Here is a 23861-nt window from a genome sequence, read left to right as displayed (position 1 = left end):
CATAAGTAATCCTAACGTCAGAGGTTACTTACGCGGGAGAGATGCTTCGACAAGCTCAGCATGACCGCCTTTTGTAGTAGACTTTTAGCTAACTTCTCCCCTACCTACTGCACCCCTAGGGCCACGCTGGCGCTCTTCAGGCCGGGGCCGCTGGCCGTAAGCTGCGCGGTGCCGGGCTGGCTGCCGGCCTGCACCAGCACCACCAGCTGCCCGTGGAAAGCTTTCATGCGGGGCTGCTGGAAGGGCTCCAGGCAGGTGGCGTCGCCGTTGGCCACGGCCCGGAAGCTGCCCTGGCCGCTCACCTTGAAGCGCAGCTCCTGGGCGGCATCGGGGCAGAGGTTGCCGTATTTGTCTTCCACGCGCACGGTCACGTAGGCCAGGTCCTGGCCGTCGGCGTGCAGGGGGCCTAGGGCGGCGTCGGGCACCAGGCGCAGGTGGTGGGCGGGGCCGGCGGTGCGCACCTGCTCGGTGCTCACTTCCTTGCCGGTGGCGTCGTAGGCCACCACTTTGAGGGTGCCGGGCTCATACTTCACGTTGGGCCACATGAGGCGGTAGCGGGTGCGCGGGTCGTCGGTTTTGCTTTTGGTTTGGCGGCCCTGGCTCTTGCCGTTCACAAACAGCTCGGCCGAGGGCGAGTTGGTGTAGCAGTACACGGGCGTGGTCTGGCCCTCGCGGCCGGGCCAGGTCCAGTGCGGCAGCAGGTGCAGGGTGGGCTGGGCGGCGTTCCAGCGGGCGCGGTAGAGGTAGAAGCGGTCCTTGGGCAGCCCGGCCAGGTCCAGAATGCCGAAGTAGGAGCTGTGCGCGGGCCACTTCTCGTCGTAGGGCGTAGGTTCGCCCAGGTAGTCGAAGCCGGTCCACACGAACTCGCCGGTGGCGTAGGGGTCGTCGTCCTGGGCCGCAAACTCCAGGTCGGGTATCTGCGACCAGTTGCAGGCTTCCACATCGTAGCTCGACGACTGCAAATCGGGGTATTTCTTGTCCTTGGCCAGCACCACCGGAAACTTATAGACCCCGCGCGAGCTGACGGTGGAGGCCGTTTCGGACCCCAGGAGGTAGCCCTGGGGCAGCTTGGCCTGGGCTTCGGGGTAGCGGTGGGGCTTGTAGTTGAAGCCCGGCACGTCGAGCAGGGCCGCGAAGTTGTTCAGGTCGGCCTCGAAGCGGTCCATGCCCATCGTCACGGGCCGGGTGGGGTCCTCGCGGTGGGCAATATCCTGCAGACGCCGGAGAATCTTGTTGCCGCCGGGCGCGCTCTGGTCGGGCACCTCGTTGCCGATGCTCCACATTACCACCGAGGGATGGTTGCGGTCGCGGTGAATGAGGTTGGTCAGGTCCCGCTCGCTCCACTCGTCGAAGTACTGGCTGTAGCCGTTTTTCACCTTCGGGGTTTTCCACTCGTCGAAGGTTTCGTCCATGAGCATCATGCCTAGCTCGTCGGCCAGGGCCACCAGCTCGGGCGCGGGCATGTTGTGGCTGGTACGAATGGCGTCGCAGCCCATCTCCTTGAGCAGCAGTAGCTGGCGGCGTAGCGCGGCCACGTTGATGGCGGCCCCCAGGGGCCCCAGGTCGTGGTGGTTGCACACGCCCTTGAACTTGCGCGGCTGCCCGTTCAGCAAGAAGCCCTTGCCCGCCTCAAACGCCACCGACCGAATGCCGAAGCGCGTGTCGTAGCTGTCCTTGAGTTCGTTGCCGGCGTAGAGCTTCGAGGTGGCAGTGTAGAGCACGGGCGTTTCGGGGCTCCAGAGCTGGGGCTGGGGCACGGCCAGCGTCTGGTCGAAGCCAACCTGGCCGGCCGGCGCGGCCCCTAGGGCCAGCGGCGAGCTGAGCTTAGCCACTACTTGCCCGGCCGCGTCGCGGATTTCGGTATCCAGGCGCAGGGGCTGGCTGGCGGCGGGGGTGCCGGCCACGTCGGTTTTGAGCTTTACCAGCGCCGAGCCGGGGCCGATGCTGGGCGTGGTCAGGCTGGTGCCCCACACCGGCACGTGCACGTCTTGCGTCAGCAGCAAATGCACGTTGCGGTAGAGGCCGGCGCCGGGGTACCAGCGCGAGGCCTCTGGCTGGTTGCGCAGGCGCACGGCCAGCACGTTGGGCCCGCCGTTGGGGGCCAGAAAGTCGGTGATGTCGAAGTAAAACGAGTTGTAGCCGTAGGGCCAAAAGCCAACTTCCTTGCCGTTCACGAACACGTGGGCGTCGCTCATGGCCCCGTCGAAGAGGAGCGTAGCGCGCTGGCCGGCCGCCAGCTTGGCCTCGGGCAGGGCGCGGCGGTACCAGCCGGTGCCCACGAAGGGCAGCCCCCCGGTACGGCCCGACTTAACCGTGGCCTCTTTCTCATTATTCTGCGCGATGGCTACCACCTGCTTGTCGTAGTCGGGGCCAAACGGCCCGCTGATGGCCCAGTCGTGCGGAATGCGCACGCTCTGCCACTTGGCATCGCGGTAGCCGGGGGCTTCGGCGCCGGGCTGGTCGCCCTTCGTAAACTTCCAGCCGGCCTGGAGCAGGTAGTCGTGGCGGGGACTTTCGGCGGTTTGGGCGAGAACGGGCGCGGCGGCCAGCAGCAGGGCCCCTAGGGCAAGGCGAGCGAACATAAGCAAGGAGGCAGCGGCAGGCGGCTGGGTACTAAAAAAGCCCGCCGGTGCAAAGCTGTGCAGCAACGGCTCCACTACAAAATCGATTGTGTGGTTTGAGCGGCCCCTAGGGCTCGTTTAGGGCCGCAAACGAGCCTAGGTTAAGCCAAGGTTTCCCGGCCGGCCTGGGCTAACCTTGCGCCCCGGCGCCTCGTTGAGCAATTGCTTCCTTTTCCTGCTTATCCCATGCCTTCCCCCTTTTTTCCGCCCCGCGTGGTGGCGCTCGAAGAACACGTCAGCTTTCCCGACCTGCAGCAGCGCATTCCGCTAGCCGCCCGCCAGCAAGCCGGCTGGCCCGCCGACGATAACCCCGATTCGCCCACCGCCGAGTACGCGAAGAAGCTAGCCGAAATCGGCCCCGAGCGCCTCGCGCTGATGGACGCGGCCGGCATCACGGTGCAGGTGCTCAGCATCTCGGGCCCCGGCGCCGAGCTGCTGCTCCCCGACCAGGGGCCGGCCTTCGCCCGCGAGTACAACGACCGGCTGGCGGCCGGCATCGATAAGTACCCCGAGCGGTTCCGCGGCTTCGCCCACCTGCCCCTCACCAACCCCCAGGCCGCGGCCGACGAGCTGACCCGCTGCGTGCGGGAGCACCAGTTCGTGGGCGCGCTCCTCAACGGCACTACCCAGGGCAAGTTTTTGGATGCGCCCGAGTTTGCGCCGGTGCTGGCGCAGGCCGAGGCCCTAGGGGTGCCGCTGTACCTGCACCCCGGCATTCCGCCCCAGCCCGTGCGCGAGGCCTATTACAGCCACCTGCCCGGCAGCCTGGGCGAGCGCCTGAGCATGGCCGGCTTCGGCTGGCACGCCGAAACGGCCATCCACATCCTGCGCCTGATTTTCAGCGGCACGCTCGAAAAATTCCCGCGCCTCAAGCTCATCATCGGCCACATGGGCGAAACCCTGCCCGTAATGATGGCCCGCATCGACAACACCGTGCCGCAGGAGCAAAGCCAGCTGCCGCGCACCGTGGCCCAGACCCTGCGCGACCAAGTGCACATCACCACCAGCGGCATCTTCACGCGCCCACCGCTCATGGCCGCCCTGGCCACGTTTGGCCTCGCTAATATTCTGTTCTCCGTCGATTACCCCTACGCCCCCGACGCGGCCGGGCAGAAATTTCTGGCCGGCCTGGAGCTGCCGCCCGCCGATATCGTGCAGCTAGCCTGCGGCAATGCCGACCGCCTGCTGGGCCTTGCGCAGTAAGCAGCAGCGAGCAAAGGCCGGCAGAGAAAGCAGGCTGTTCCATCGGCCAGCCCTAGCTAACTCAGGTTGCGAGGTAGTCGCAGGCGGTCAATTCCCCTCCTTAGCCAAGGAGGGGATGTTGGCGCGACGCGCCAACGGGGGTGGTTGCGGTCGTTGAACGTGTCGGCGGCCACACCGGTAGCAGGTCGTTCAACGACCTCAACCACCCCAGCTTCGGCTGCGCCGAAGCATCCCCTCCTTGGCTAAGGAGGGGAGCTTGCCGCCTGGCGCTACTTTGCAACCTGAGTTAGCGAGAAATCGGCCTTGCGGCTGCGTATCTGCGAAGACAGCAGCGGCTTCGGTGGTTGGCCTGGCGGTCAAGCCGTTAGTTGTGGCAGCTGGCACCTGCTAGCCCCCTAGCTAGCGGCGGGAGCTTGCAGGCGGCACCAGCGGCACTCGCCGCAGCCGGGGCTAAACTCGTGGCGGCGGATGGCGGCATCGACGGCGGCGATTTGGGCCCGGACCACGGCCTCGTCGCCGAAGGTAGGCGTGACGCGGCGGCGCTCGTAGCGGGGGGCCTTGCCGGGCTCGCGCAGGGGCTGCAGAAACTCGAAGCTGACGGTACTGGCCTCGTAGCGGCGGTCGGGGTCGTGGGTGAGCAGCAGGCGGTAGAACACGGCCTGGCGCCAGTAGTCGCCGCCGCGCAGGCGCGCATCGGCCAGCCAGGCCCCTAGGGGGGCATCGGCGGCGGCCGGGGGGGCGGGGCGCAGCTTGTCCTTGGCCAGGTCGAAGCGGCCGGTTTTGTAATCGAGCACCTCGGCGTGGCGGCCGTCGGCGGCCAGGTCGAGGCGGTCGAGCTTGCCCACCACGCGCACCCCATCGGGCAGCACGGCGCGCACCACGTGCTCGACAACCAGGGCGGCGGGCCTGGGCGGCACGGGGGCCTGCTCCCACCAGGCGCGCAGCAGCTGGGGGCCGGCCTGGGCTAGGCGCTGAAACAAGCTGGGTGCCAGCTCGAAGCGGGCGCGGGCGAAGTAGCGCCGAAACAGCTCGGCTAGCTCGTCGGGGGTGCCGAAGCTGGCGCCCGGCTGCTGGGCCAGCCGCACAAACTGCTCCAGGGCCTGGTGCGCCGCCGAGCCGAAGAGGTGCTTCTCGTGGCGCGGCACGGGGGCGCGCAGGATTTGCTCGTAGTAGCAGGCCACGGGGCAGGCCAGGTAGGCGCTGAGGGTGGTGGCGCTCAGCGTGAAGTCGAGCAGCAACTCGTCGAGCAGCTTGGCATCGAGCACCGGGGCGGGCGGGGGCGGCGGGGCCAGCTCGGCACGGCGGGCGGCGGCCAGCACCTCGGCGGGCACCACGATGGTTTGGGGCTGGAGGCCGTCCTGCTCCAGCTCGGCGATGAACTCGCAGGGCGTTAGCTCTTTGCCGGTTTCGTCGAGGTTGGCCCAGCTGAGGGTGAGCTGGGCCTGGGCGCGCGTGAGGGCCACGAAGAAGAGGCGGCGGGCTTCTTCGGCCTCGCTGGCCTCGCCGGGCAGGGCGGCCAGGGCGGGCGGCAGGCGGAAGCCGCGGTTTTGGGTTTTGCGGCGCCAGGTGTGCTGCTGGCAGCCCAGCAGGTACACGTGCTCCCACTCCAGGCCCTTGGCGCCGTGGGCGGTGAGCAGCTCCAGGCCGGCCTCGCCCTCGCCGGTGGTTTGCTCCAGGGGCAGGCCCTCGCGGGTGGCGGCCAGGCCCTCCCACAGGCGCAGCAGCTCGGTCGGACCGGTGTAGGGCGCGCGGCGGGTTTCGGCGCGGCCCCACTGCAGCAGGGTGCGGGCCACGGCCAGCAGGTGCTCGGGCTGCTGGGCGGTGGGCAACGCGGCCGGCAGCAGGGTTTCGAGTAGCACCCGCTCCAGCAAACCCGGCAGCGGCAGCGCGGCCGCGGCTTGCAGCCAGTTATCGACCAAGGCCAGCACGTGCCCTAGGGCCGCCGCGCCGGCTTCGGACAGGGCGGGCAACTGGCCGGCGCCGACCTCGGGCCCTAGGGCCACTTGCGCGGCTTGGGCCACCTGGTCGAGGGCGCGGCCGGCCCAGGCGCGCCAGGGCTGCGGGGGGCGGCCGGCGGCGTGGGCGGCCCGGCGGTGGTGCTGGTGGCCGGCGGCTAGGCGCACCATATCGGCCGGGGGTACCCCGAGGGCCGGCAGGTGCAGCAGCTCGAACAGGGCCGCGTCGGCGGCGGGCTGCTCGTCGGGGCGCAGGGCGGGGGCCAGGTAGCTCAGCACCCGGTGCAGGGCCAGGGCCAGCGGCTCGTCGAGCACGTTGATGGGGCGGCGGCGTACGTAGGGCACGCCGGCCGCCCGCAGCAGTAGCGCCAGGGTATCGAGCTGGCCGTGGTTGCGGGCGATGACGCCTACGCCGCCCGCCGGCCAGTCGCCGCGCTGGTGCCGGGCCGCCAGCTGGGCGGCCACGTCGGCGGCTTCGTGCAGGGGGGTAGCGTAGCGGCGCAGCTGGGGCAGCTCGGCCAGGGCGGCGAAGCGCGGGTGGCGGGCGTACAGCGCCTTGCTCAGGCCCGGCACCTGGCCAATCAGGCGCTCGCGGTTGCGGGCGATGAGGGCGCCGGCCGTGAGCAGCACCGGCCCCGACGAGCGGTAATTCTCTTCGAGCACCACCACCGTGGCCTGGGCAAAGCGCTTGGTGAAGGCTTGCACGTTGGCCACGCTGGCACCCTGGAAGCGGAAGATGCTTTGGTCGTCGTCGCCCACGGCCAGCAGGCTGGGGCTCTCCCAGTAGCTGGCCAGCAGATACAGCAGCCGGCTCTGGGCGCCGTTGGTGTCTTGAAACTCATCGACCAGAAAGTGCTGAAACCGCTCCTGGTAGCGCAGGCGCAGGGGCTCGTTGCCTTCGAGCAGGCGGGTGGCCCAGGCCAGCATGTCGTCGTAGTCGAAGCGGCGGCGGGCGGCCAGCCCGGCCTGGTAGGCCTCAAACAGCCCGACGGCCGCGGCGGCGCGCTCGATGTGGGCTTCCTCCTCGCGCAGGCGGTGGCCAATAACGTCGCCCGGCTGCACGCCCTGCTCGCGCAGCTCCCTAGGGGGGTTCTTGTACTGGTAGGTCGGGTCGTCGGGTAGGCCCAGGCGGTAGGCTTCTAGCTCGGCCCGCAGCAGGTCGGGCGGCCAGCCCTCGCGCTTCATCACCTGAAACAGGTTTTTGAGGTAGGGCAGGTCGTAGTACACGTCGCCAAAATCACGGCGCAGCGGGTGGCCGGCGGGCAGTTGGTCGAGCACTTCGCGCAGCACCTGCTCGGTTTCGAGGTCGGAGGCCGGCTCCAGGTCGTGGCGGCCCAGGGCGGCGCCGTTTTCCTGAATCAGCAGCTGCCCTAGGCTATGAAACGTGTGGATAGCCACCCGGTGCGCCTCGGGCCCGATGAAGCGCAGCAGCCGCTGGCGCAGGTTGCGGGCGGCGGCGTCGGTGTAGGTGAGGCAGAGGATTTCCTGGGGGCGGGCGTCGGGCAGCAGCAGCAGCCAGGCCACGCGGGCGGCCAGCAGCTGGGTTTTGCCGGTGCCGGGGCCGGCCACCACCAGCAGCGGCCCCTCGGGGTGCGTCACGGCCCGGCGCTGCGCCTCGTTCAGGCGGGCCAGCTCCTGGGCCAGGGCCGGCGGCAGGCGGGCAGTGTCGGTGGGGGAAAAGGTAGGCGCGGACAAACTCAGCGGGGCGAATGGAACCTTGAAATTACGCCGCGGGCCGGGGTATTGCGGGCAGACGCGCAAAAAAGGCGGTCAGGCAGCGCGCAGCGAAGCATCTCGCCCGCGCCGCCTAGGGTGCTTCAAACGGCGCAAACGAGATGCTTCGCTGCGCGCTGCCTGACCGCCTTTTTAATACCAGTGGCCCTAGGCCTGCTCCTTCACCTCCTTGCCTACCTCATACCGCAGCCAGAGCACGTCGTGCGGACGTTGCTCCAGGGCCAGCAGCTTGAGGTGGCGGGCGGGGCCGGGCGCGGGGCCCTGCTCAAACGACATGGCGGAGGGGCTGGCCCCGTCGGCCAGGGGCAGGATGAGCTGGCTGATTTCATCCACCAGGCCGGCTTTGAGCAGCGAACCGTTGAGGTGGCCGCCGCCTTCGAGCAGAATGGTTTGGATGGGAAACAGGCGGCCGAGCTTTTCCAGCACCACGGCGAAATCCAGCTCTGTGCGCCCGCCAAACACGTAGCTGATGCCCAGTTCGCGCAGGCCAGCCAGGTAGGCGTCGGGCACCTGCTCGGAGAGCACCGCAATGATGTGGTCGTCGTCGATGCGGGCGGCGTTCCAGCCGAGCTTGCCGTGGGCATCGACGGCGATGGCAAACGACTCGGCCCGGTGGTCGGCCACGAAATCCTGGCGGTCGAGGGGCGGGGTGTCGGGCTTCAGCCGGGGCGGGCGGCCTTTGGTAAAGTCCTTTTCCATAGTCACGCGGCCGCAGAGCCAGGCTTGCGCGTCGTAGGTGTTGGCGGTGGTTTCGTAGTCGGCGCGGCCGGGCGGGTTCTTGCCCCAGCGCTGCACGATAATGCGGCCGTCGAGTGACGACATCATGTGGGCAATGACGCGGGGGCGAGCTTGGCTGGACATAGGGAAAAGGGAAATAGCGTGGCGTAGCTTAACTGCTAAGCCGCCACCCAGGTTGCCCTAGGGGCTGTTTCGGTGGGCGGGCGGCCCGGCGCGCTCGGGGGCGGCGCGTAGCTAGAACTGCGGCCAGGGGTCGGCAAACTCGCCGCCGCGCTGCCAGCGGGTTACTTCCGCCTCGGTGCAGAGGCAGGCGGCCAGCTCCCGCCGGATGCGGGCCTCGTCCATATCCTGGCCGATGAACACCAGCTCGTTCTGGCGGTCCTGGAAGCGGGCATCCCAGCGGGCCAGGATGGTGGCGCGGTTTTCGAGAAAGGCGGGGTGGCGCTCGGGGTCCTCAATAGCAGCCCACCACGAGCCGGCGCTTTCGGCCCGCAGCGAGCCGCCAGCCTGGCCCCAGCTCAGGGCATCGCTGGGGCGCGAGGCCAGCCAGAACAGGCCTTTGGAGCGAATGACCTCACCCGGCCAGCTTTCGCTCACGTAGCGCCAGAAGCGGGCGGGGTGAAACGGCCGGCTGTCGCGAAAAACGAAGCTACCAATGCCGTACTCTTCGGTTTCGGGCGTGTGGTGCCCCTTGGCTAGCTCCTGCTGCCAGCCGGCGCCCTGCTCGGCTTCGGCCAGGTCGAAGAGCTTGGTATTCAAGATACTGCCTAGGGGCACCTGGCCGAAGGCCGCCTCCACGAGGCGGGCCTGGGGGTTGAGCTTGCCCAGGATGGCGCGCAGCTCGCCCAGGGTGGCGGCGGGCACCAGGTCGGCCTTGTTGAGCACGATGACGTTAGCAAACTCGACCTGCTCGGTCAGCAGGTTCACAATGGTGCGCTGGTCGTCGGGGTCGGCCTCCAGGCGGGGGCGGTCGGGCAGGCGGTCGAGCGAGCCGAAGTCGCGGGCGAAATTGAAGGCATCCACTACCGTTACCAGCGTATCGAGGCGGGCGTGGCGGCCCAGGTCCAGGGTGCCGTCCTCGCTCACGAACGAGAACGTCTGGGCCACTGGCAGCGGCTCCGAGATACCCGTGCTTTCGATGAGCAGGTAGTCGAAGCGGCGCTCGCGGGCCAGCTTGGTTACTTCCAGCATCAAGTCCTCGCGCAGGGTGCAGCAGATGCAGCCGTTGCTCATTTCTACCAGCCGCTCCTCGGTGCGCGAGAGGCCACCTTCGCGCGCTACTTGCTGCGCATCAATATTTACTTCACTCATGTCGTTGACAATGACGGCCACGCGCAGGCCCTCGCGGTTGTGCAGCACGTGGTTGAGCAGGGTGGTTTTGCCGGCGCCCAGAAAGCCGCTGAGCACGGTGACGGGCAGCCGCGCGGGCGCCGTTGCAGAAGTTGCCATAAAAACGAAAATGGGAGATGGAGAAGCCAAAAGTAGTGGCTTTTTCTTTTATGCAACCTAGTTGCATAAATAATTTACCTTGGTTTTCTATTTCTCCTTACTTTTGCAACACCGGTGCAACCTGCGCCGGCACTTTGCGTTTTGTAGGCTCTCGTTGCTTTTCTTGTGTTGCGCGCTTCGTTCCGCCCCTTCCTCGCCTTCTTTTTGCTGCTCTGCCTCGGACGGACGCTGCTGCCGGAGGCGTGGGTGCTGGCCCTGCACGGCCACGAGCACACCACCGAGGAGCCCGCTTTCGCTACGCACCCTAGGGGGCCGGCCCGCGCCGTAGCGGGCAAGCACCGGGCGCTCTTCACGCCCAAGCACACGCACTGCCACGAGGAAACCTTCTACAACGCGCCTTTTCAGGCGGCCGCCCCGGTAGTGCTGCCCCTGCCGCGGCTGCAAGCCAGCTACCGTCCCCTGGCCGTGCCCACCGAGCTAGCCAGCTCGGCCACGGCCCTGCGGCGCTCGGCCCTGCGCGGCCCCCCCGGTAGCCTAGGGCTATCCGCGTCGTTAACCTAAGGCCGCTTTAGCGCGCCGGGCTACCTAGGGTGGCGCCGGCCGCGGCCGCACCTGCTGCTCCCGCTCGGAGCGGCGCAATTCTCTCATTTTCTTGGAACTACGTAGTTCACAAGGCGGTCTCGCTGCCTGGTGGCTGCTGGTGGGCCTCGGGCTGCTGCTCGCAAGCGGCGGGCTGAGCCGGGCGTGGGGCCAGGGTGCCCCGGGCCCGGCCTGCGCGCTCAGCGTGGCGGGGCGCGTGCTCGACCAGCGCACCGGCGAGCCGCTGCCGGGCGCCGTGCTGCGCCTGAGTGCCGCTGGGGCCACTGCCGGCCCCAGCGCCGCCAGCCCCCTCACCGAAGCCGCCGATGCCGACGGGCACTACCATTTTCACCAGCTGTGCGCGGGCAGCTACGTCGTGCGCGCCAGCTTCGTGGGCTACGCCGAGCAGGTGCTGGCCGTGGAGGTGCGCGGCCGCCTCACTACCCTGGATATCAAACTCAAAGCGGCGCCGGGGCAGCTGGGCGAAGTGCGCGTGGCGGGCGAGCAGCCGGCCGCCACGCCCCTCGTCAGCCAAAGCCAAACCACGCTGAGCGGCGCGGCCTTGCAGCAAACGCGCGGCCAGAACCTGGCCACGGCGTTGCAGGGCATCACGGGCGTGTACAGCATCCAAACCGGGCCTACCATTGCCAAGCCGGTGATTCATGGGCTGTACGGCAACCGGGTGCTGCTGCTCAACAACGGCGTGCGACAGGAGGGGCAGCAGTGGGCCAACGACCACGCCCCCGAAATTGACCCCTTCACGGCCACCCGCCTGAGCGTGATTAAGGGAGCGGCCAGCATCCGCTACGGCGCCGACGCCATCGGCGGGGTGGTGCTGGTGGAGCCGGCCGCCCTGCCCGACACGGCCGGCGTGGGCGGCGAAGTGAACCTGGTGGGCATGACCAACGGCCGGCTGGGCGCGGCCTCGGCCTTTGTGCAGCAGGCTTTTCCGGCCGATACGGCCCTAGGGGCCGGGCGGGGGCAGCCGCGGGCAGGCCTGCTGCGCGGCCTCAGCTACCGGGTGCAGGGCACGCTGCGCCGGGCCGGCACCGCCCGCGCGGCCAACTACTACCTCACCAATACCGGCCTGGCCGAGCGCAACTACTCGCTGGCGCTAGGCTACCACCGCGGCATTGTGCGCACCGAGCTCTTTTTCAGTCGTTTCGATACCCAGCTGGGCATCTTCGCGGGTTCCGAAACGGGTTCCATTAACGACTTGCTGGCGGCCATCGAGCGCCCTAGGCCCCTCACGCCCGACCAGTTTACCTACGCCATCAGCCGGCCCTACCAGGCGGTGGTGCACCAGCTCTTCAAGGCCAAGGCCACGGCGGCGCTGCCCGGCGGCGGGCGCGTGGAGGCCACCTACGCTCGCCAAACCGACGCCCGCTCGGAGTACGGCAGCCAACTGCCCTACAACCCGGCCCTGGGCGACGTGCCCGACTTGTTTCTGAGCCTCACCTCGCACACCCTGGACGTGGCTTACTTAACACCCGCAGCCGGGGTCTGGTCGGTCACGGCCGGCTTGAGCGGGCAGACCCAGGCCAATATCCGGCAGTACCAGTACCTGATTCCCAACTTCCGCAACTACGGGGCCGGGGCCTTCGTGCTGGGCAAGCACCGCGGCGAACGCCTGACCCTGGAGGGCGGCCTGCGCTACGACTACCGCTGGCTGCGCGCCTTCCTCACCGACGTCACGACCGGGCGCGTTATCCAGCCCACCACCGTGTACCAAGCCGTTACGGGCACGGTGGGCGGGCTGCTGGCCCTAGGGCCCAGTCTGAGTTTGACGGCCAACCTGGCCACCGCCTGGCGCCCGCCCACCGTGAACGAGCTGTACGCGGCCGGCGTGCACCAGAGCGCCGCCACCTACGAGCTGGGCAACCCCGACCTGACCAAGGAGCAGGCCTACAACGCCAGCGCCAGCGTGCTCTACACCACCGCCCAGCTGGAGGGCGAGGTGGGCGGCTACGTCAACTACTTCCGCAACTACCTGTACTTGGAGCCCTCCGGGCGCTACATCCGCACGGTGCGGGGCGCCTACCCGGTGTTCGACTACACCCAGGCGGAGGTGATTTTCCGGGGCCTCGACGCGCGGGCGAGCTACCACCCCACCCAGCGGCTGACGCTGACTTCGGCTGCCTCGCTGCTCTGGGCCTGGAACTACTCGGCCAATGACTACCTCATCTACGCCCCGCCCAACCGCTGGCAAAACAGCGTGCGTCTGAATCTGGGCGGCCCCGCCGGCATTTTCCGCCAGAGCTACGTGGGGGTCAACAACCTGCTGGTGGCCCGCCAAAACCGCACCCCCGCCAGCGGCGACTACGCCCCCGCCCCGGCCGCCTACAACCTCTGGGGTGCCGAAGCTGGCACCATCCTCCACGCCGGCCCTCGGGTGCTCGACCTGAGCTTGACCGTGAGCAACCTCTTCAACCGCGAGTACCGCGACTACCTCAACCGCTTCCGCTACTACGCCGCCGACTTGGGCCAGAACATTCAACTGCGCCTACGGGTGCCCTTTTAACCCTGATTTTCAACAGCTTCCCACTACCCCCTCGCTCTTTTCACTTTTTCCATTTTCCTAACCTCACTCCCATGACTGCATTCCGTAACCGCCCCGCCCGCCTACTAACCGGCCCGGCCCTGCTGCTGGCCCTAGGCCTGCTGGCTGGCTGCAACAAAGACGAAGAAGTGGTGGCGCCGAGCGTGGCCAACGAGGCCATCACCACTATGACCCTGACGGTAACCAACGCCGCCAACGCCAGCGACACACAGACCGCCACCTGGGAGCAGCTGCTCGATGCCCAGGGCAACCCCGTAGCCAGCGGCCCCAACTACAGCCAGGCCAACCTCACCCTGAAGGCCAACACCACCTACAACGTGGCCGTGGGGCTGCTCGACAAGACCCAGACGCCCACCTTCAACGTGGGCGAGGAAATCCAGGAGCGCGCCAATATCCACAGCTTCTTCTTCCAGCCGCTGCCCACCAGCCAGGCGCTCGTCATTCCGGCCCCCACCGGCGCCGACACCTACCCGCTGCCCATCCCCACGCCCGCGCCCACCGGCAACCCGCTGAATTTGACGGTAAACCGCACCGACCGGGACACCAATAACCCGGCCTTGCCCGTGGGCCTCAGCGACCAGTTCGTGACCGGCGCGGCCAGCACCGGCTACCTGCGCGTGGTGCTGCGCCACCAGCCCAACGTGAAAGACGGCACCTACGCCCCCGGCTCGACCGACTTCGATGCCGGCTTTAAAGTAGCCGTGCAGTAGCCCTAGGCGCTCATTCAAGTTAAGTATAGCAAGCATATGAAAATCAATGTATTGACGCTGAGTCTGGCTCTCGGCCTGCCGCTGGCCGCCCTGGCCCAGTCGGCTCCCAACAAGTCGTACTTCGGCATCAACGCGGGGGCTTCGTACGCCACCGGCACCTTCCGCAGCACCGACGCTGAGAACGAGCAGGCGGGCTTCGCCAAAACGGGTTTCCACGTGGCGCTCGACGGGGCGCACTTCTTCGGCGGCGGCCCCCTGGGCCTGGCCGGACAAGTAGCCTTCTCCGACAACGGCCGCCTGCTCGCCGATGACCTCGCCAAGCTCGGCGCGGCCTACACCGAAGCCTTCGACGTGGATTACTCCACCGTGCGGGCTAGCGGGCGCTACCGCCGCCTCACGGCGCTGGTGGGTCCCACGTTTATGTTTGGCCCCCAGAAGTTTAAGGTGGAAGTGCGCGGCCTGGCCGGCGTGCAGCAGCTGCTGGGCACGCCCGAAATAACCGTGCAGCTGGAGGATAACCCGGCCACCACCTTCACCCAGCGCAGCTCGCACAGCCTCACCTTCGGCTACGCGGCGGGCCTGGGCCTGCACTACTACTTCTCGGACCGGCTGGGCTTAGTGGCCCGCGGCGAATTCCAGGGCAGTTCGCCCGCCACCATCCACAACGACAACCGCACCACCGCTACCGGCCGCCTCTCCGAGAAGCAGCCCATCACCGCTTTCACGTCCACGCTGGGCCTGGCTTTCACGCTGGGCGGCAAGTAGGCGGCCCACTATGCGCCGGCCCTAGCCTAGGGCCTTGCTCAGTTCCTTTCTCTGGTTTGGTTTAGAGAAAATGCAAACAGCCCCCGGCCGCCTGGCCGGGGCTTGTTTGCGGGGCTTACGCTACCTGCACAAATGTTGCATTTACCGATTGACTAAGCAGGTGCAACACTAGTGCAAAATCAATTACTTCATTCGTCCCACTAGCCCTAGGGGCGGCCACGCCCAACCACTGATTCACCCGCTGCTGCCATGCTCACCGCTGAGTTTATTGCGCAAACGCTGCGTGCGCACGCCCTGCGCCTGACCCCCAGCCGGCGGGCGGTGCTAGAGGTGCTCGTGGCGGCGCCTTTTGCCCTCAGCGGCACCGAGGTCGAGCAGCAGGCCCCAACCAGCCTCGACCGGGCTACCCTGTTTCGCACCCTGCGCCTACTCGAGCAGAAGCACCTCATTCACCGCGTAGTAGACTACACCGAAACCGTGCGCTTTGCGGCGGCGCCCGCGCTGCGTGCCGCCTCGCCGCCCCTTGGTCCGCCCACCGAGCACGTGCACCTCAAGTGCCTGGTGTGCCAGCACCTCTACTGCCTGCCCCACGTGCCAGTGCCGGCCGTGCCCGAGGCGGGCGGCTACCACGTCACGCGCCGCGATTGCCTGCTCTCGGGCATTTGCGAGCGCTGCCAGCCCGGCAGCGCCGCTAGCTAAAGATGCTTTAATTGAAACTATTACTTACCCTACTCCACTCATTTTCATTTTCTTCATGAACACCTTGCGTTCTTCCCTCCTTGGTGCCCTAGGGCTATTAGCCATCGCCGCGGCCAGCTGCCAGTCGGCCACCGACAAGCCCGCCGGGGCTGCCACCGAAATCACCGCGGCCGCCCCGGCGAGCGGTACCGTCACGCACGCCCAGCTCGTGGCCGACCACCAAAAAATGGAGGCCGACCACCGCATTATGCAGTCGGCCGACTCGGTGATGGAGGCCGACCACCAGCAAGCCGTGGCCGCCGCCAAGGCCGCCGGCATCACCAATACGCCCGCTTTCAAAGACCTGGAGCAGCGCCACGATGCCCTTATTAAACAACACCAGGCCGTCATTGCCCGCCACGACGCCGTTATCAAGCGCCACGCTGAGCTGGAAGCCAACCACGAGAGCGGCCGCGTGTCGGACGAGCAAATGCAGAAAGACCACGCCGAAATGAAGGCCGAGGACCAGCAAATTCAGCAGGAGCACAAGAAGCTGGTGGACGACCACGCCGCCATGATGGCCGAGCACAAAGCCCTGCTGCAAAAGGACGGCAAGGCCTAGGGCCGGTAGGAAACAGCTGCTGGCAAACGCGTAAGACCGCCCTTGCGCAGCCGGCGCCCGCTTGCCGAAGTAGTTCTAGCAAACAACCCCTAGAGGTGCGGTAGAACTGCTTTGGTAAGCGGGCGCCGGCTGCGCAAGGGCGGTCTTACGCGTCTACATAGGCTACGGGCTACTTTCCTTTTGCCCCGGCCACGTCGGGCAGAAACTGCACGAACATGGGCGTGGGCACCTGCGCCGACTGCCCGGTGGGGCGCAGCCGGCCGGTGCGCTTATCTACGAAGTAGCTGAAGACGTTGCCCGAGTTTTGGTTGGCTACCAGCAGCAGGCGGCCGTCGGGCGTGAGGTTGAAGTTGCGGGGCGTCTTACCCTGGGTGCTCACGTGCTCGATGAGCGCCAGGCGGCCCGTGCCGGTATCAATGCTGAAGACGGCCAGCGAGTTATCGCCTCGGTTGGAGGTGTAGAGGAAGCGCCCGTCGGGGCTCACGTGCACGTCGGCGCCCGAGTTGTCGCCCACGAAGCCCTTGGGCAGCGTGCTTTGCGTTTCCAGCTCGGTAAACGTGCCGCTGGCCGCGTCGTAGCTCAGGGCCGTCACCGACGAGTTCAGCTCATTTTCGAGGTAGGCGAAGCGCCCATTGGGGTGAAACACCAGGTGACGCGGCCCCGCCCCCGCCTTGGCCTTGAAGGCCGGCGAGGCCTGGGGCGTTAGGCGGTGGCGGTCGGCGTCGAGGCGGTAGCCATACACTTTATCGGTGCCCAGGTCCACGGCAAAGGCGTAGCGGTTGGCGGGGTCGGTGAGGAAGCAGTGGGCGTGGGCGTGGTCCTGGTTAGCGTGGGGCCCTAGGGGAGGCTGGTGCACGTCGGAGGCGCTGGCGGGCGCCAGCTGCCCATCGGCCTGCACAGGCAGCATGGCCACGGTGCCCCCGCCGTAGTTGGCTACCAGCGCGTTTTTGCCGGCGCGGTCGAGGCTAATGTAGCAGGGCCCGCCCCCGGCCGAGGGCTGCTGGTCGAGCAACGTAAGCGAGGCCGTGCGCGGGTCGATGCGGAAGGCGCTCACGCCGCCCGTGTTGGGCTGCCCCTTAAAGGTGCCCGTTTCGCTCACGGCGTAGAGGTAGCGGTGGGCGGCATCAACGGTGAGGTAGGTGGGCTGGGCGCCGCCCGGCTGCACGCTCAGCGGTATCAGGGCACCGGTGTAGGTGCTGAGGCGGTAGAGGTAGATGCTGTTCGACTGGGCCTCGGTGCCGGTGTTGGTGCCGATGTACACCAGCAAATCGGCGCTGGGGCCGGTGCCCAGGCTGTGTTGGCTGCCCGCGCAGCCGGCCGTGAGGGTGAGGCCGGCTGCCAGCGCGGCCAGGCGGAAGGTGAAGGTGGGAAAGTGCATAAGGTGAGGAAGGACGGGCCGGCTAGGAGCCCCGGCCCAAACCTACTGCAAAAAAAGCCCCTAGGCAGCCACCGCCTTGCCGAACCTACCACGGGCAGGTGGCCGGCGCCGGAAAGTACTCTTCGCTAAAGAATTGGCCGGTCGGCCCGTCGGGGCCAAGCAGCGCGTACTTCACAATGCGCTGGCCGGCTTGCGCCACCGTGCTCGTGCCTTGGTGGCCCGTAAAGTCGGTTTGGGTGTAGCCGGGGCACACGGCATTTACCTTAAATGGGGTGTCGCGCAACTCGTAGGCCTGGTTGAGGGTGAGCATGTTCAGGGCCGCCTTCGAGGCTTGGTACACAGGCACGCGGAATACAAACGCCGCGCTATCAAAATCGGCAGACAGCGCCAGCGAGCCCATAGCGGTGCTCACGTTGACGATACGCGGCTGAGGCGCCTTGGCCAGCAAGTCTACGAAGGCCTGCGTGACGCCTGCCACACCGAACACGTTGGTGACAAACACTTCCTGAAACTGCCCTAGGGTGGCCTGCAGCGCAGTCTGCGGCACTCCGCCCGATATGCCCGCGTTGTTGACCAAGACATCGAGCGCGACCGTTTTGGCGCCAATCGCCGCCCGGGCCGCCCGGATGGACTCGGGACTAGTTACATCGAGCTGCACGGCTTCGACGGTCGTGAGTCCGTCGGCCGCTAGCTGCTGCACCGCCGCCTGGCCGTTTTCCAACCGGCGGCTGCCGAGGTATACGTAAAACCCTTGCTGGGCCAATTGCCGGGCTACTTCCAGGCCAATGCCCTTATTCGCGCCGGTTACTAAAGCAGACTTCATCTGAAAAATTAAAAGATGGTTAGTAAGTATAAAATATTGACAGAAAGAGCTTTATAAGAATTTTGATATATTCAGAAGGTCTAGCCGAAAGGCAAGGAGGTTACCGCTCGCATGCGAGTGCTAGAGTGCCTAGGTGGGGTGGGGTAGCACGTGGCTGGCGAGCGCCAGTGCGGCCCGGCTTGTATCGGTGGTCGCGCGGGCAGCGCCTGCTTAGCGGGCGGCCGGTTGGTGGCTGACCCTAGGCCCCGCCAGGGCATTAGGAGGGTAGCCGAACTGCTTTTTGAAGGCGGTGGAAAAATGCGCGAGGTTCTCGAAGCCCACTTCCAAATACAGCTCCGCGGGCTTGCGCTGTTTTTCGGCCAGCTGGTAGTGGGCCAGCGCTAGCCGCTTCTGCGTGAGCCAGCGCTGCGGGCTCAGCTGGAAGGCCTTGTTAAAATCGCGCTTGAAGGTGGTGAGGCTGCGGCCGGTCAGGTAGCTGAACTTGGCCAGGGGCAGGTTGAACATGTAGTTCGCCTCCATAAACTCGACCAGATTCAGCTTGCCGGGTTCGCGGAAATCGGCCAGTACCCCGTCGCTGCGGCTATCAAGGCTACGTAGTATCTCCAGTACCTCCGTCACCTTCACCGCCAGGAGCTTTTCCGGCAGAGGCTGCTTCAAGTCCAGGTAGGGTAGCAAGGAGGCAAACAGGCTATCCAGCAGCGGACTAGGTGGAAAGTGAAGCAGGTTAGGTGCTGCTGGCTGGGCAGGCCCTAGGGGCTGCTGCGCGTAGTAAGCGCGCACCAGGCTGGTAGACAGCTTCAAGAGCACCGCCCGGTAGGTGGCGCCGTCCTTGGGATATTTGAGCAGGGTGGCCGGCTGGTTGCGGGGCAGCAGCACCGTGTCGCCGGCCTGGCTGTAGTGAGTGCGGCTGGCTTGCACCACCTTTAGTTCGCCGGCCAGCACCCGCACCAGCACCGGGTCGCCCAGGGTGAGCTCCCGGCCGTAGCGCTCGTCACCGTTGCAAGCCATGACCAGCTCGGCGTAGCGGTTTTGCTGCTTGTCGGTCATGGGAGAGAGGGCGTAAAAGAGGCTGAGTTGCTCGCTACGGCGGGAGGCGTTGACACCACAAAAGTAGCGAGTCCTGTACCGGCCAACTTTTCTCAAAAGGCCGAAGTTGCTTTGCTCAACGGGCCACTCGCCGCCCTGGTAGCGGGGGCCAGCTTGCGGCGGAGTTGAGAGGCCTGGGCACAAAGAAACCGTCGTGCTACCCTAGCCCCGCCAGCGCTGCACCGCCTGGGATGACGATGCGAGCACCTTGGTTAGGCTAGCGCAGCACGACGGTTTTGCGTGCGGCTATTTAGCAGTCGAGAGGCCTAGGGCCGATTAGTCGCCGTGGGCTACCACCTGCTTTTTCTCGGGCTCCTCCTCGGGGTGGCCGGCCAGCACGCCCTGGGCGCGCTTCACCACGTTCTCCACCGTGAAGCCGAACTTCTCGAACAGCTCCTCGGCCGGGGCCGACTCGCCAAAGCGGTTCATGGCGATGATGCCGCCCTCGTCGGTGGTGTACTTGTGCCAGCCGATGGGCGAGCCGGCCTCGATGGCCAGGCGCTTGCGCACCGTGGGCGGGAACACCTGCTCCTTATAGGCCTTGTCCTGCGCCTCAAACAGCTCCCACGAGGGGAAGCTCACTACGCGGGTGGGCGTACCGGCTTTTTGCAGCTCCACCTGGGCCCCTAGGGCCAGCTTCACCTCCGAGCCGGTGGCCATCAGAATCAGTTGGGGCTGGCCGCCGTCGGCCTCGCTCAGGATGTAGGCGCCCTTGGCTACGCCCTCGCGGGCCGAGCCCAGCTTGCTCTGGTCGAGGATGGGCAGCTTCTGGCGCGAGAAAATCAGCACCACCGGCGACTTGGGCGTGGTCATGGCAATGCGCCAGGCCTCGGTGCTCTCGTTGGCATCGGCCGGGCGTAGCACCACGATGTTAGGAATGGTGCGCAGGGCCAGCACCTGCTCTACCGGCTGGTGGGTGGGGCCGTCTTCGCCCAGGCCGATGCTGTCGTGGGTGAACACGAACGTGGCCGTGCTCTCGGCCAGGGCCGTGAGGCGGATGGCGGCGCGCATGTAATCGCTGAACGTGAGGAAGGTACCGCCGTAGGTGCGCAGGCCGCCGTGGTGGGCGATGCCGTTCATGGCCGCGCCCATGGCGTGCTCGCGCACACCCCACCAGATGTTGCTGTTGGCCGGGTGCGCGGGCTGGAATGAGTCGCTGCCCGACTTGTCCATCTCGTTGCTGCTGGCCAAGTCGGCCGAGCCGCCGAACATAAACGGCACCGACTTCTTGATGGCATCCAGCGCCTTGCCCGAAGCTTGGCGGGTGGCCAGCTCGCCGTCGGCGGGCGTGTACACGGGCAGGTCCTTGTCCCAGCCTTCGGGCAACTTGCCGTCGAAGGATAGCTTGAAGGTTTCGGCTTCCTTCGGGAACGCGGCGGCGTACTTTTCAAAGTCGGCTTCCCACTGCTTTTGCAGCTCGGCGCCGCGCTTGCCCGGCTCGGCTAGGTGAGCGTACACTTCTTCGGGTACCTGGAAGCTCTGCTCGGGGTCGAAGCCGTAGAACTTCTTGGTAGCCTTCACATTATCAGCCCCCAGGGGCGAGCCGTGCGACTTGCTGGTGCCGGCCAGCGGCGAGCCGAAGCCGATGATGGTGCGCACCGCGATAATTGAGGGCCGGTCGGTGACTGACTGCGCCACCTTAATGGCGTTCTCGATGGCGTCGAGGTCGTTGCCGTCCGTCACGTGCTGCGTATGCCAGTAGTAGGCATCGAAGCGCTTCATTGGGTTCTCGGTATAGGTCAGGTTGGTGGGCCCGTCGAGCGAGATGTTGTTATCGTCGTACAGGTAAATCATCTTGTGGAGCTGCAAGTGGCCGGCCAGCGAGGCCGCCTCCGAGGCGATGCCCTCCATCAGGTCGCCGTCGCTCACCAGCACGTAGGTGTAGTGGTCCTGCACCGGCGCCTGGCCTTCTTTGTTATAGATAGCCCCTAGGTGCGCCTCACTCATGGCCATGCCCAGGCCGTTGGCGAAGCCCTGGCCCAGCGGCCCGGTGGTCACCTCCACGCCGGGCGTGATGTGCGACTCGGGGTGGCCCGGCGTCCTGGAGTCCATTTGGCGAAACTGCTTGAGGTCGTCAATGGTCAGGTCGTAGCCGTAGAGGTGCAGCAGGCTATAAAGCAGCGCCGAGCCGTGGCCGGCCGAGAGGATAAAGCGGTCGCGGTTAGGCCAGTGCACGTCTTTTGGGTTGAAGCGCAGAAAGCGCGACCACAGCACGTAAGCCATGGGGGCGGCGCCCAGCGGCAGGCCGGGGTGGCCCGAATTAGCTTTTTGCACCATATCTACCGCCAGCAGGCGGATGGTATTGACGCTCAGTTCGTCAATCGAAACGTGGTTCGGATTGGAATCGCTCATTGGGGAAAGTGAAAGAATACGGCCGTAAAGAAAAGCCCCGAAACGTTGCCGGGCACCTATCGGCGCATTGCGGTTGAAATACGAAGGGTGTACGGCGGCGCGGGCCCTAGGGGTACTGTCGAGCGGAAAAGCCTGCGGTGCCTAGTGCCCGCTTAGCCCCAGCCACGCCCGAAAGCCCACCAATGCCCCTAGCAGCAGCCATAGCAGCGCCAGCGCCCCCAGGGCCAGGTTAGTGCTGCGCTGGGCAAAACGTGCCTGCGCCGCCCGCACCAGCGTAAGTGGTGTGGCCGCGGCCAGAAACAGGGGCAGTAGCCCAGTCCAACCAGGCATAACGAAGTAGGTGTTGTGCATCTGGATATCCAGTATGCCCCACGGCATCAGCCAAGAACCCAGCAGTACCCTAGTAGCCGGAATGGCTAACGCGTAGCAACCAGCCAGCCAGGCCAGTTCAACGAGAACATTCCTCATACGGATAGCTGATTAATAAATCAGGTGGTCATGCTGAGCGCAGCCGAAGCATCTCTACCACGTAACTAACTCTAGACGTTAGAATTACTTATGCGGCAGAGATGCTTCGGCTGCGCTCAGCATGACCACCTTCCTGAGACGCTTGACCCCTAAAAGCTCTGCCGGATGCTGTTAGACAGCGTCTTGGGGCTCCAGTAGCCGCTGGCGATGATGCGGCGGATGGTGAAGAGCGGGTCCTGCTGGTCGCGCTTTTCGGCCAGCGAGAAGGCGGCCACGAAGCCGCGCTGCTTCAGCTCGGGGAAAGCCTGGGGATTCCAGAGGCCGAAGGGATAGGCGAAGTACTTGATTTTCTTGCCCGTAATCTCCTCCAGCGTCTTGGTAGGCTTGTCGATTTGCGTTTCCCAATCCTTGCCCTGGTACTTTTTCACATTGTGGTGGTCCCAGGTGTGCGAGCCGATTTGGTTGCCCTCGTCGGCGAGCTGCTTCACCATGGCCTTGGTCATGTAGTGCGGGCGGCCCAGGCTCACGGTCATCACGAAGTAGACGCCCTTGTAGCCGTACTGCGCCAGCGTGGGCCGGGCAATGGTAAATTGGTCGAGGTCGGTATCGTCGAAGGTGAGCATCACCGGCTTGGGCGGCAGCTTGGCGCCGGTGGTGAGGTAGGCGTAGAGCTGGTCGGGCTGAATGGTGTGGTAGCCGCTGTCGGCCAGCATCTTCATCTGCTCCTTGAACTTGGCAATCGGCACGATGTAGTCCTTGGCCCCTTTCGAGTCGCGGCCGGTCCAGTCCCGAATCTGGTGGTAGCACAAGATGGGCACCTGGGGCCGGGCGTAGATGGCGGCCGCATCGCCAGCCTTGGCGGCCGGAATGGTGCTGGGGTCGGGGGCGGGCGTGGCGCGGGCCTCTTCGGTAGCGGTGGCCGCCTCGCCCGAGGTGGCGGCTTTTTCGGGGTCGGCCGGGGTAACGGCCTCGGTGGTGGAGGGGGTGCGGGCCTCGCCGGTGGTGGCGGTTTTGGAGTCGCAGCCCGCCAGCAGGCCTAGGGCAGTCAGCAGCGCGGGCGCCACCGTAAGAAGGTGTTTCAAGGCAGGGAGAATAAGCCGGCGGACCGGTACTTGTATGTTTGCACAAAACTACCCTCCCCATCGCATGAATCAGTTGTTTGGCACCGGCGTGGCGCTCATTACGCCCTTTACCGCCGCCGGCGCAGTAGATTACCCCGCCTGGCAGCGGCTGCTCGACTTCGTTATCGAAGGCGGCGCCGAATACCTGGTCCTGAACGGCACCACCGGCGAGTCGCCCACCACCACGGCCGCCGAAAAAACCGAGCTGCTGCGCCAGGCCAAAGCCCACGTGGCCGGCCGCGTGCCGCTGGTGTACGGCATCGGTGGCAACGACACGGCCGCCGTGGAGCGGCAGCTGCACGAAACTGACCTAGAAGGCATTGCGGCTATTCTTTCGGCCAGCCCGGCCTACAACAAGCCCAGCCAGGCCGGCCTGCTGGCCCACTACCAGCGCCTGGCCGACGCGGCCCCTAGGCCCCTGCTGCTCTACAACGTGCCCGGCCGCACCGGCTCTAATCTCAGCGCCACTACCACGCTCCAGCTGGCCCAGCACCCCAATATCATCGGTATTAAGGAAGCCAGCGGCAACGTGGAGCAAGGCCTGCAAATCCTGGCCCAGAAGCCGGCCGACTTCCTGTTTCTCAGCGGCGACGATATGCTCACGGTGCCGCTCATCGCCTGCGGGGCGGCGGGCATTATCTCGGTGCTGGGCAACGCGTTTCCGCGCCGCTTTTCGGATATGACCCGCGCCGCGCTGGCCGGCGACTACGCCCGCGCCCAGCGCGAGCTGTGGTACTTCGTGGGCCTCAACCCACTGATGTACGAGGAGGGCAACCCCGTGGGCGTGAAGGCGGCCCTAGGGCTGCAAGGCATCTGCGAGCCCGCCGTGCGCCTGCCCCTGGTGCCCGCCAGCGCCGGGCTGACCGAGCGCATCAAGGCGCTGCTGTAAACTAACTTAATACCTTTGCTATTAATAAAGTACGTCATACTGAAAAGCCCGTCATGCTTCGGCAAGCGGACGCCAGATGAGCATGACGGGCTTTATATTTGTTTTGTAATCCAACGCCTTACCATTTCCA

At 66.3% G+C, this 23861-nt stretch carries 18 protein-coding genes; 8 read left to right on the top strand and 10 right to left on the bottom strand.

What is annotated here, in order from left to right; translation table 11 throughout:
* Positions 1 to 104: 104 nt before the first annotated feature.
* On the bottom strand, positions 105 to 2582 hold the full coding sequence (gene galB, locus HHL22_RS03300; protein WP_169529535.1) for a beta-galactosidase GalB: 2478 nt from the start codon (positions 2580 to 2582) through the stop codon (positions 105 to 107).
* 225 nt (positions 2583 to 2807) lie between these two features.
* On the opposite strand from galB, the gene HHL22_RS03295 reads away from it, so the two are divergent.
* The gene (locus HHL22_RS03295) at positions 2808 to 3824 is read left to right on the top strand and encodes an amidohydrolase family protein (protein WP_169529534.1); all 1017 of its coding nucleotides are present in this window, start codon (positions 2808 to 2810) and stop codon (positions 3822 to 3824) included.
* Between the two features lie 395 nt (positions 3825 to 4219).
* On the opposite strand, the gene HHL22_RS03290 is transcribed toward HHL22_RS03295, so the two are convergent.
* The 3 genes from HHL22_RS03290 to HHL22_RS03280 form a co-directional block, all read right to left on the bottom strand.
* A complete protein-coding gene (locus tag HHL22_RS03290) occupies positions 4220 to 7474 on the bottom strand; it encodes an ATP-dependent helicase (RefSeq protein ID WP_169529533.1) in 3255 nt (1084 codons plus the stop codon).
* A 186-nt stretch (positions 7475 to 7660) separates the two neighbouring features.
* Entirely contained in the window at positions 7661 to 8374 is a 714-nt protein-coding gene (locus tag HHL22_RS03285) for a RibD family protein (RefSeq protein ID WP_169529532.1), read from the bottom strand.
* 111 nt (positions 8375 to 8485) lie between these two features.
* On the bottom strand, positions 8486 to 9700 hold the full coding sequence (locus tag HHL22_RS03280) for a GTP-binding protein (RefSeq protein WP_169529531.1): 1215 nt from the start codon (positions 9698 to 9700) through the stop codon (positions 8486 to 8488).
* Between the two features lie 204 nt (positions 9701 to 9904).
* Here HHL22_RS03280 and HHL22_RS03275 point away from each other — a divergent pair, with 204 nt between their 5' ends.
* From HHL22_RS03275 to HHL22_RS03250, 6 genes are all read left to right on the top strand, one after another.
* The gene (locus HHL22_RS03275) at positions 9905 to 10261 is read left to right on the top strand and encodes a hypothetical protein (RefSeq protein WP_169529530.1); all 357 of its coding nucleotides are present in this window, start codon (positions 9905 to 9907) and stop codon (positions 10259 to 10261) included.
* A gap of 91 nt (positions 10262 to 10352) precedes the next feature.
* Positions 10353 to 12800, top strand: a complete 2448-nt coding sequence (locus tag HHL22_RS03270) for a TonB-dependent receptor (RefSeq protein WP_241737957.1) — start codon at positions 10353 to 10355, stop codon at positions 12798 to 12800.
* Positions 12801 to 12871: 71 nt separating this feature from the next.
* Complete coding sequence (locus HHL22_RS03265) at positions 12872 to 13549, top strand: hypothetical protein (protein WP_169529529.1); 678 nt, start codon at positions 12872 to 12874, stop codon at positions 13547 to 13549.
* 36 nt (positions 13550 to 13585) lie between these two features.
* On the top strand, positions 13586 to 14314 hold the full coding sequence (locus tag HHL22_RS03260; RefSeq protein ID WP_169529528.1) for an outer membrane beta-barrel protein: 729 nt from the start codon (positions 13586 to 13588) through the stop codon (positions 14312 to 14314).
* Positions 14315 to 14563: 249 nt separating this feature from the next.
* Positions 14564 to 15013, top strand: a complete 450-nt coding sequence (locus HHL22_RS03255; RefSeq protein ID WP_169529527.1) for a Fur family transcriptional regulator — start codon at positions 14564 to 14566, stop codon at positions 15011 to 15013.
* Positions 15014 to 15068: 55 nt separating this feature from the next.
* On the top strand, positions 15069 to 15614 hold the full coding sequence (locus HHL22_RS03250) for a hypothetical protein (protein ID WP_169529526.1): 546 nt from the start codon (positions 15069 to 15071) through the stop codon (positions 15612 to 15614).
* Positions 15615 to 15783: 169 nt separating this feature from the next.
* On the opposite strand, the gene HHL22_RS03245 is transcribed toward HHL22_RS03250, so the two are convergent.
* The 6 genes from HHL22_RS03245 to HHL22_RS03220 form a co-directional block, all read right to left on the bottom strand.
* Positions 15784 to 16992, bottom strand: a complete 1209-nt coding sequence (locus tag HHL22_RS03245) for a lactonase family protein (RefSeq protein WP_169529525.1) — start codon at positions 16990 to 16992, stop codon at positions 15784 to 15786.
* An 85-nt stretch (positions 16993 to 17077) separates the two neighbouring features.
* Positions 17078 to 17815, bottom strand: coding sequence for an SDR family oxidoreductase (locus HHL22_RS03240; protein WP_169529524.1), 738 nt, complete (start codon positions 17813 to 17815; stop codon positions 17078 to 17080).
* A gap of 210 nt (positions 17816 to 18025) precedes the next feature.
* The gene (locus HHL22_RS03235; RefSeq protein WP_169529523.1) at positions 18026 to 18862 is read right to left on the bottom strand and encodes a helix-turn-helix domain-containing protein; all 837 of its coding nucleotides are present in this window, start codon (positions 18860 to 18862) and stop codon (positions 18026 to 18028) included.
* Between the two features lie 315 nt (positions 18863 to 19177).
* Positions 19178 to 21253: a transketolase gene (gene tkt / locus HHL22_RS03230; protein ID WP_169529522.1), complete on the bottom strand. Its 2076-nt coding sequence runs from the start codon at positions 21251 to 21253 to the stop codon at positions 19178 to 19180.
* A gap of 141 nt (positions 21254 to 21394) precedes the next feature.
* On the bottom strand, positions 21395 to 21721 hold the full coding sequence (locus tag HHL22_RS03225; RefSeq protein WP_169529521.1) for a hypothetical protein: 327 nt from the start codon (positions 21719 to 21721) through the stop codon (positions 21395 to 21397).
* 149 nt (positions 21722 to 21870) lie between these two features.
* A complete protein-coding gene (locus HHL22_RS03220; RefSeq protein ID WP_241737956.1) occupies positions 21871 to 22803 on the bottom strand; it encodes a polysaccharide deacetylase family protein in 933 nt (310 codons plus the stop codon).
* Positions 22804 to 22867: 64 nt separating this feature from the next.
* On the opposite strand from HHL22_RS03220, the gene dapA reads away from it, so the two are divergent.
* Positions 22868 to 23731, top strand: a complete 864-nt coding sequence (dapA, locus tag HHL22_RS03215; protein WP_169529520.1) for a 4-hydroxy-tetrahydrodipicolinate synthase — start codon at positions 22868 to 22870, stop codon at positions 23729 to 23731.
* Positions 23732 to 23861 lie beyond the last annotated feature (130 nt).

Origin of the sequence: Hymenobacter polaris (assembly GCF_012927305.1) — a bacterium.
Classification (GTDB): Bacteria; Bacteroidota; Bacteroidia; order Cytophagales; family Hymenobacteraceae; genus Hymenobacter; species Hymenobacter polaris.
Note: the sequence above shows the minus strand (reverse complement) of the source record. Positions and strands in the feature narration are given on the sequence as shown.

What these genes read in the sequence shown, in the direction of transcription:
- HHL22_RS03265 (WP_169529529.1), top strand. Translation starts at nt 12,872, where the DNA reads ATGACTGCATTCCGTAACCGCCCCGCCCGCCTACTAACCGGCCCGGCC.
- HHL22_RS03285 (WP_169529532.1), bottom strand. Translation starts at nt 8,374, where the DNA reads ATGTCCAGCCAAGCTCGCCCCCGCGTCATTGCCCACATGATGTCGTCA.
- tkt (WP_169529522.1), bottom strand. Translation starts at nt 21,253, where the DNA reads ATGAGCGATTCCAATCCGAACCACGTTTCGATTGACGAACTGAGCGTC.
- HHL22_RS03260 (WP_169529528.1), top strand. Translation starts at nt 13,586, where the DNA reads ATGAAAATCAATGTATTGACGCTGAGTCTGGCTCTCGGCCTGCCGCTG.
- HHL22_RS03250 (WP_169529526.1), top strand. Translation starts at nt 15,069, where the DNA reads ATGAACACCTTGCGTTCTTCCCTCCTTGGTGCCCTAGGGCTATTAGCC.
- dapA (WP_169529520.1), top strand. Translation starts at nt 22,868, where the DNA reads ATGAATCAGTTGTTTGGCACCGGCGTGGCGCTCATTACGCCCTTTACC.
- HHL22_RS03255 (WP_169529527.1), top strand. Translation starts at nt 14,564, where the DNA reads ATGCTCACCGCTGAGTTTATTGCGCAAACGCTGCGTGCGCACGCCCTG.
- HHL22_RS03225 (WP_169529521.1), bottom strand. Translation starts at nt 21,721, where the DNA reads ATGAGGAATGTTCTCGTTGAACTGGCCTGGCTGGCTGGTTGCTACGCG.
- HHL22_RS03240 (WP_169529524.1), bottom strand. Translation starts at nt 17,815, where the DNA reads ATGAAGTCTGCTTTAGTAACCGGCGCGAATAAGGGCATTGGCCTGGAA.
- HHL22_RS03280 (WP_169529531.1), bottom strand. Translation starts at nt 9,700, where the DNA reads ATGGCAACTTCTGCAACGGCGCCCGCGCGGCTGCCCGTCACCGTGCTC.
- HHL22_RS03235 (WP_169529523.1), bottom strand. Translation starts at nt 18,862, where the DNA reads ATGACCGACAAGCAGCAAAACCGCTACGCCGAGCTGGTCATGGCTTGC.
- HHL22_RS03245 (WP_169529525.1), bottom strand. Translation starts at nt 16,992, where the DNA reads ATGCACTTTCCCACCTTCACCTTCCGCCTGGCCGCGCTGGCAGCCGGC.
- galB (WP_169529535.1), bottom strand. Translation starts at nt 2,582, where the DNA reads ATGTTCGCTCGCCTTGCCCTAGGGGCCCTGCTGCTGGCCGCCGCGCCC.
- HHL22_RS03295 (WP_169529534.1), top strand. Translation starts at nt 2,808, where the DNA reads ATGCCTTCCCCCTTTTTTCCGCCCCGCGTGGTGGCGCTCGAAGAACAC.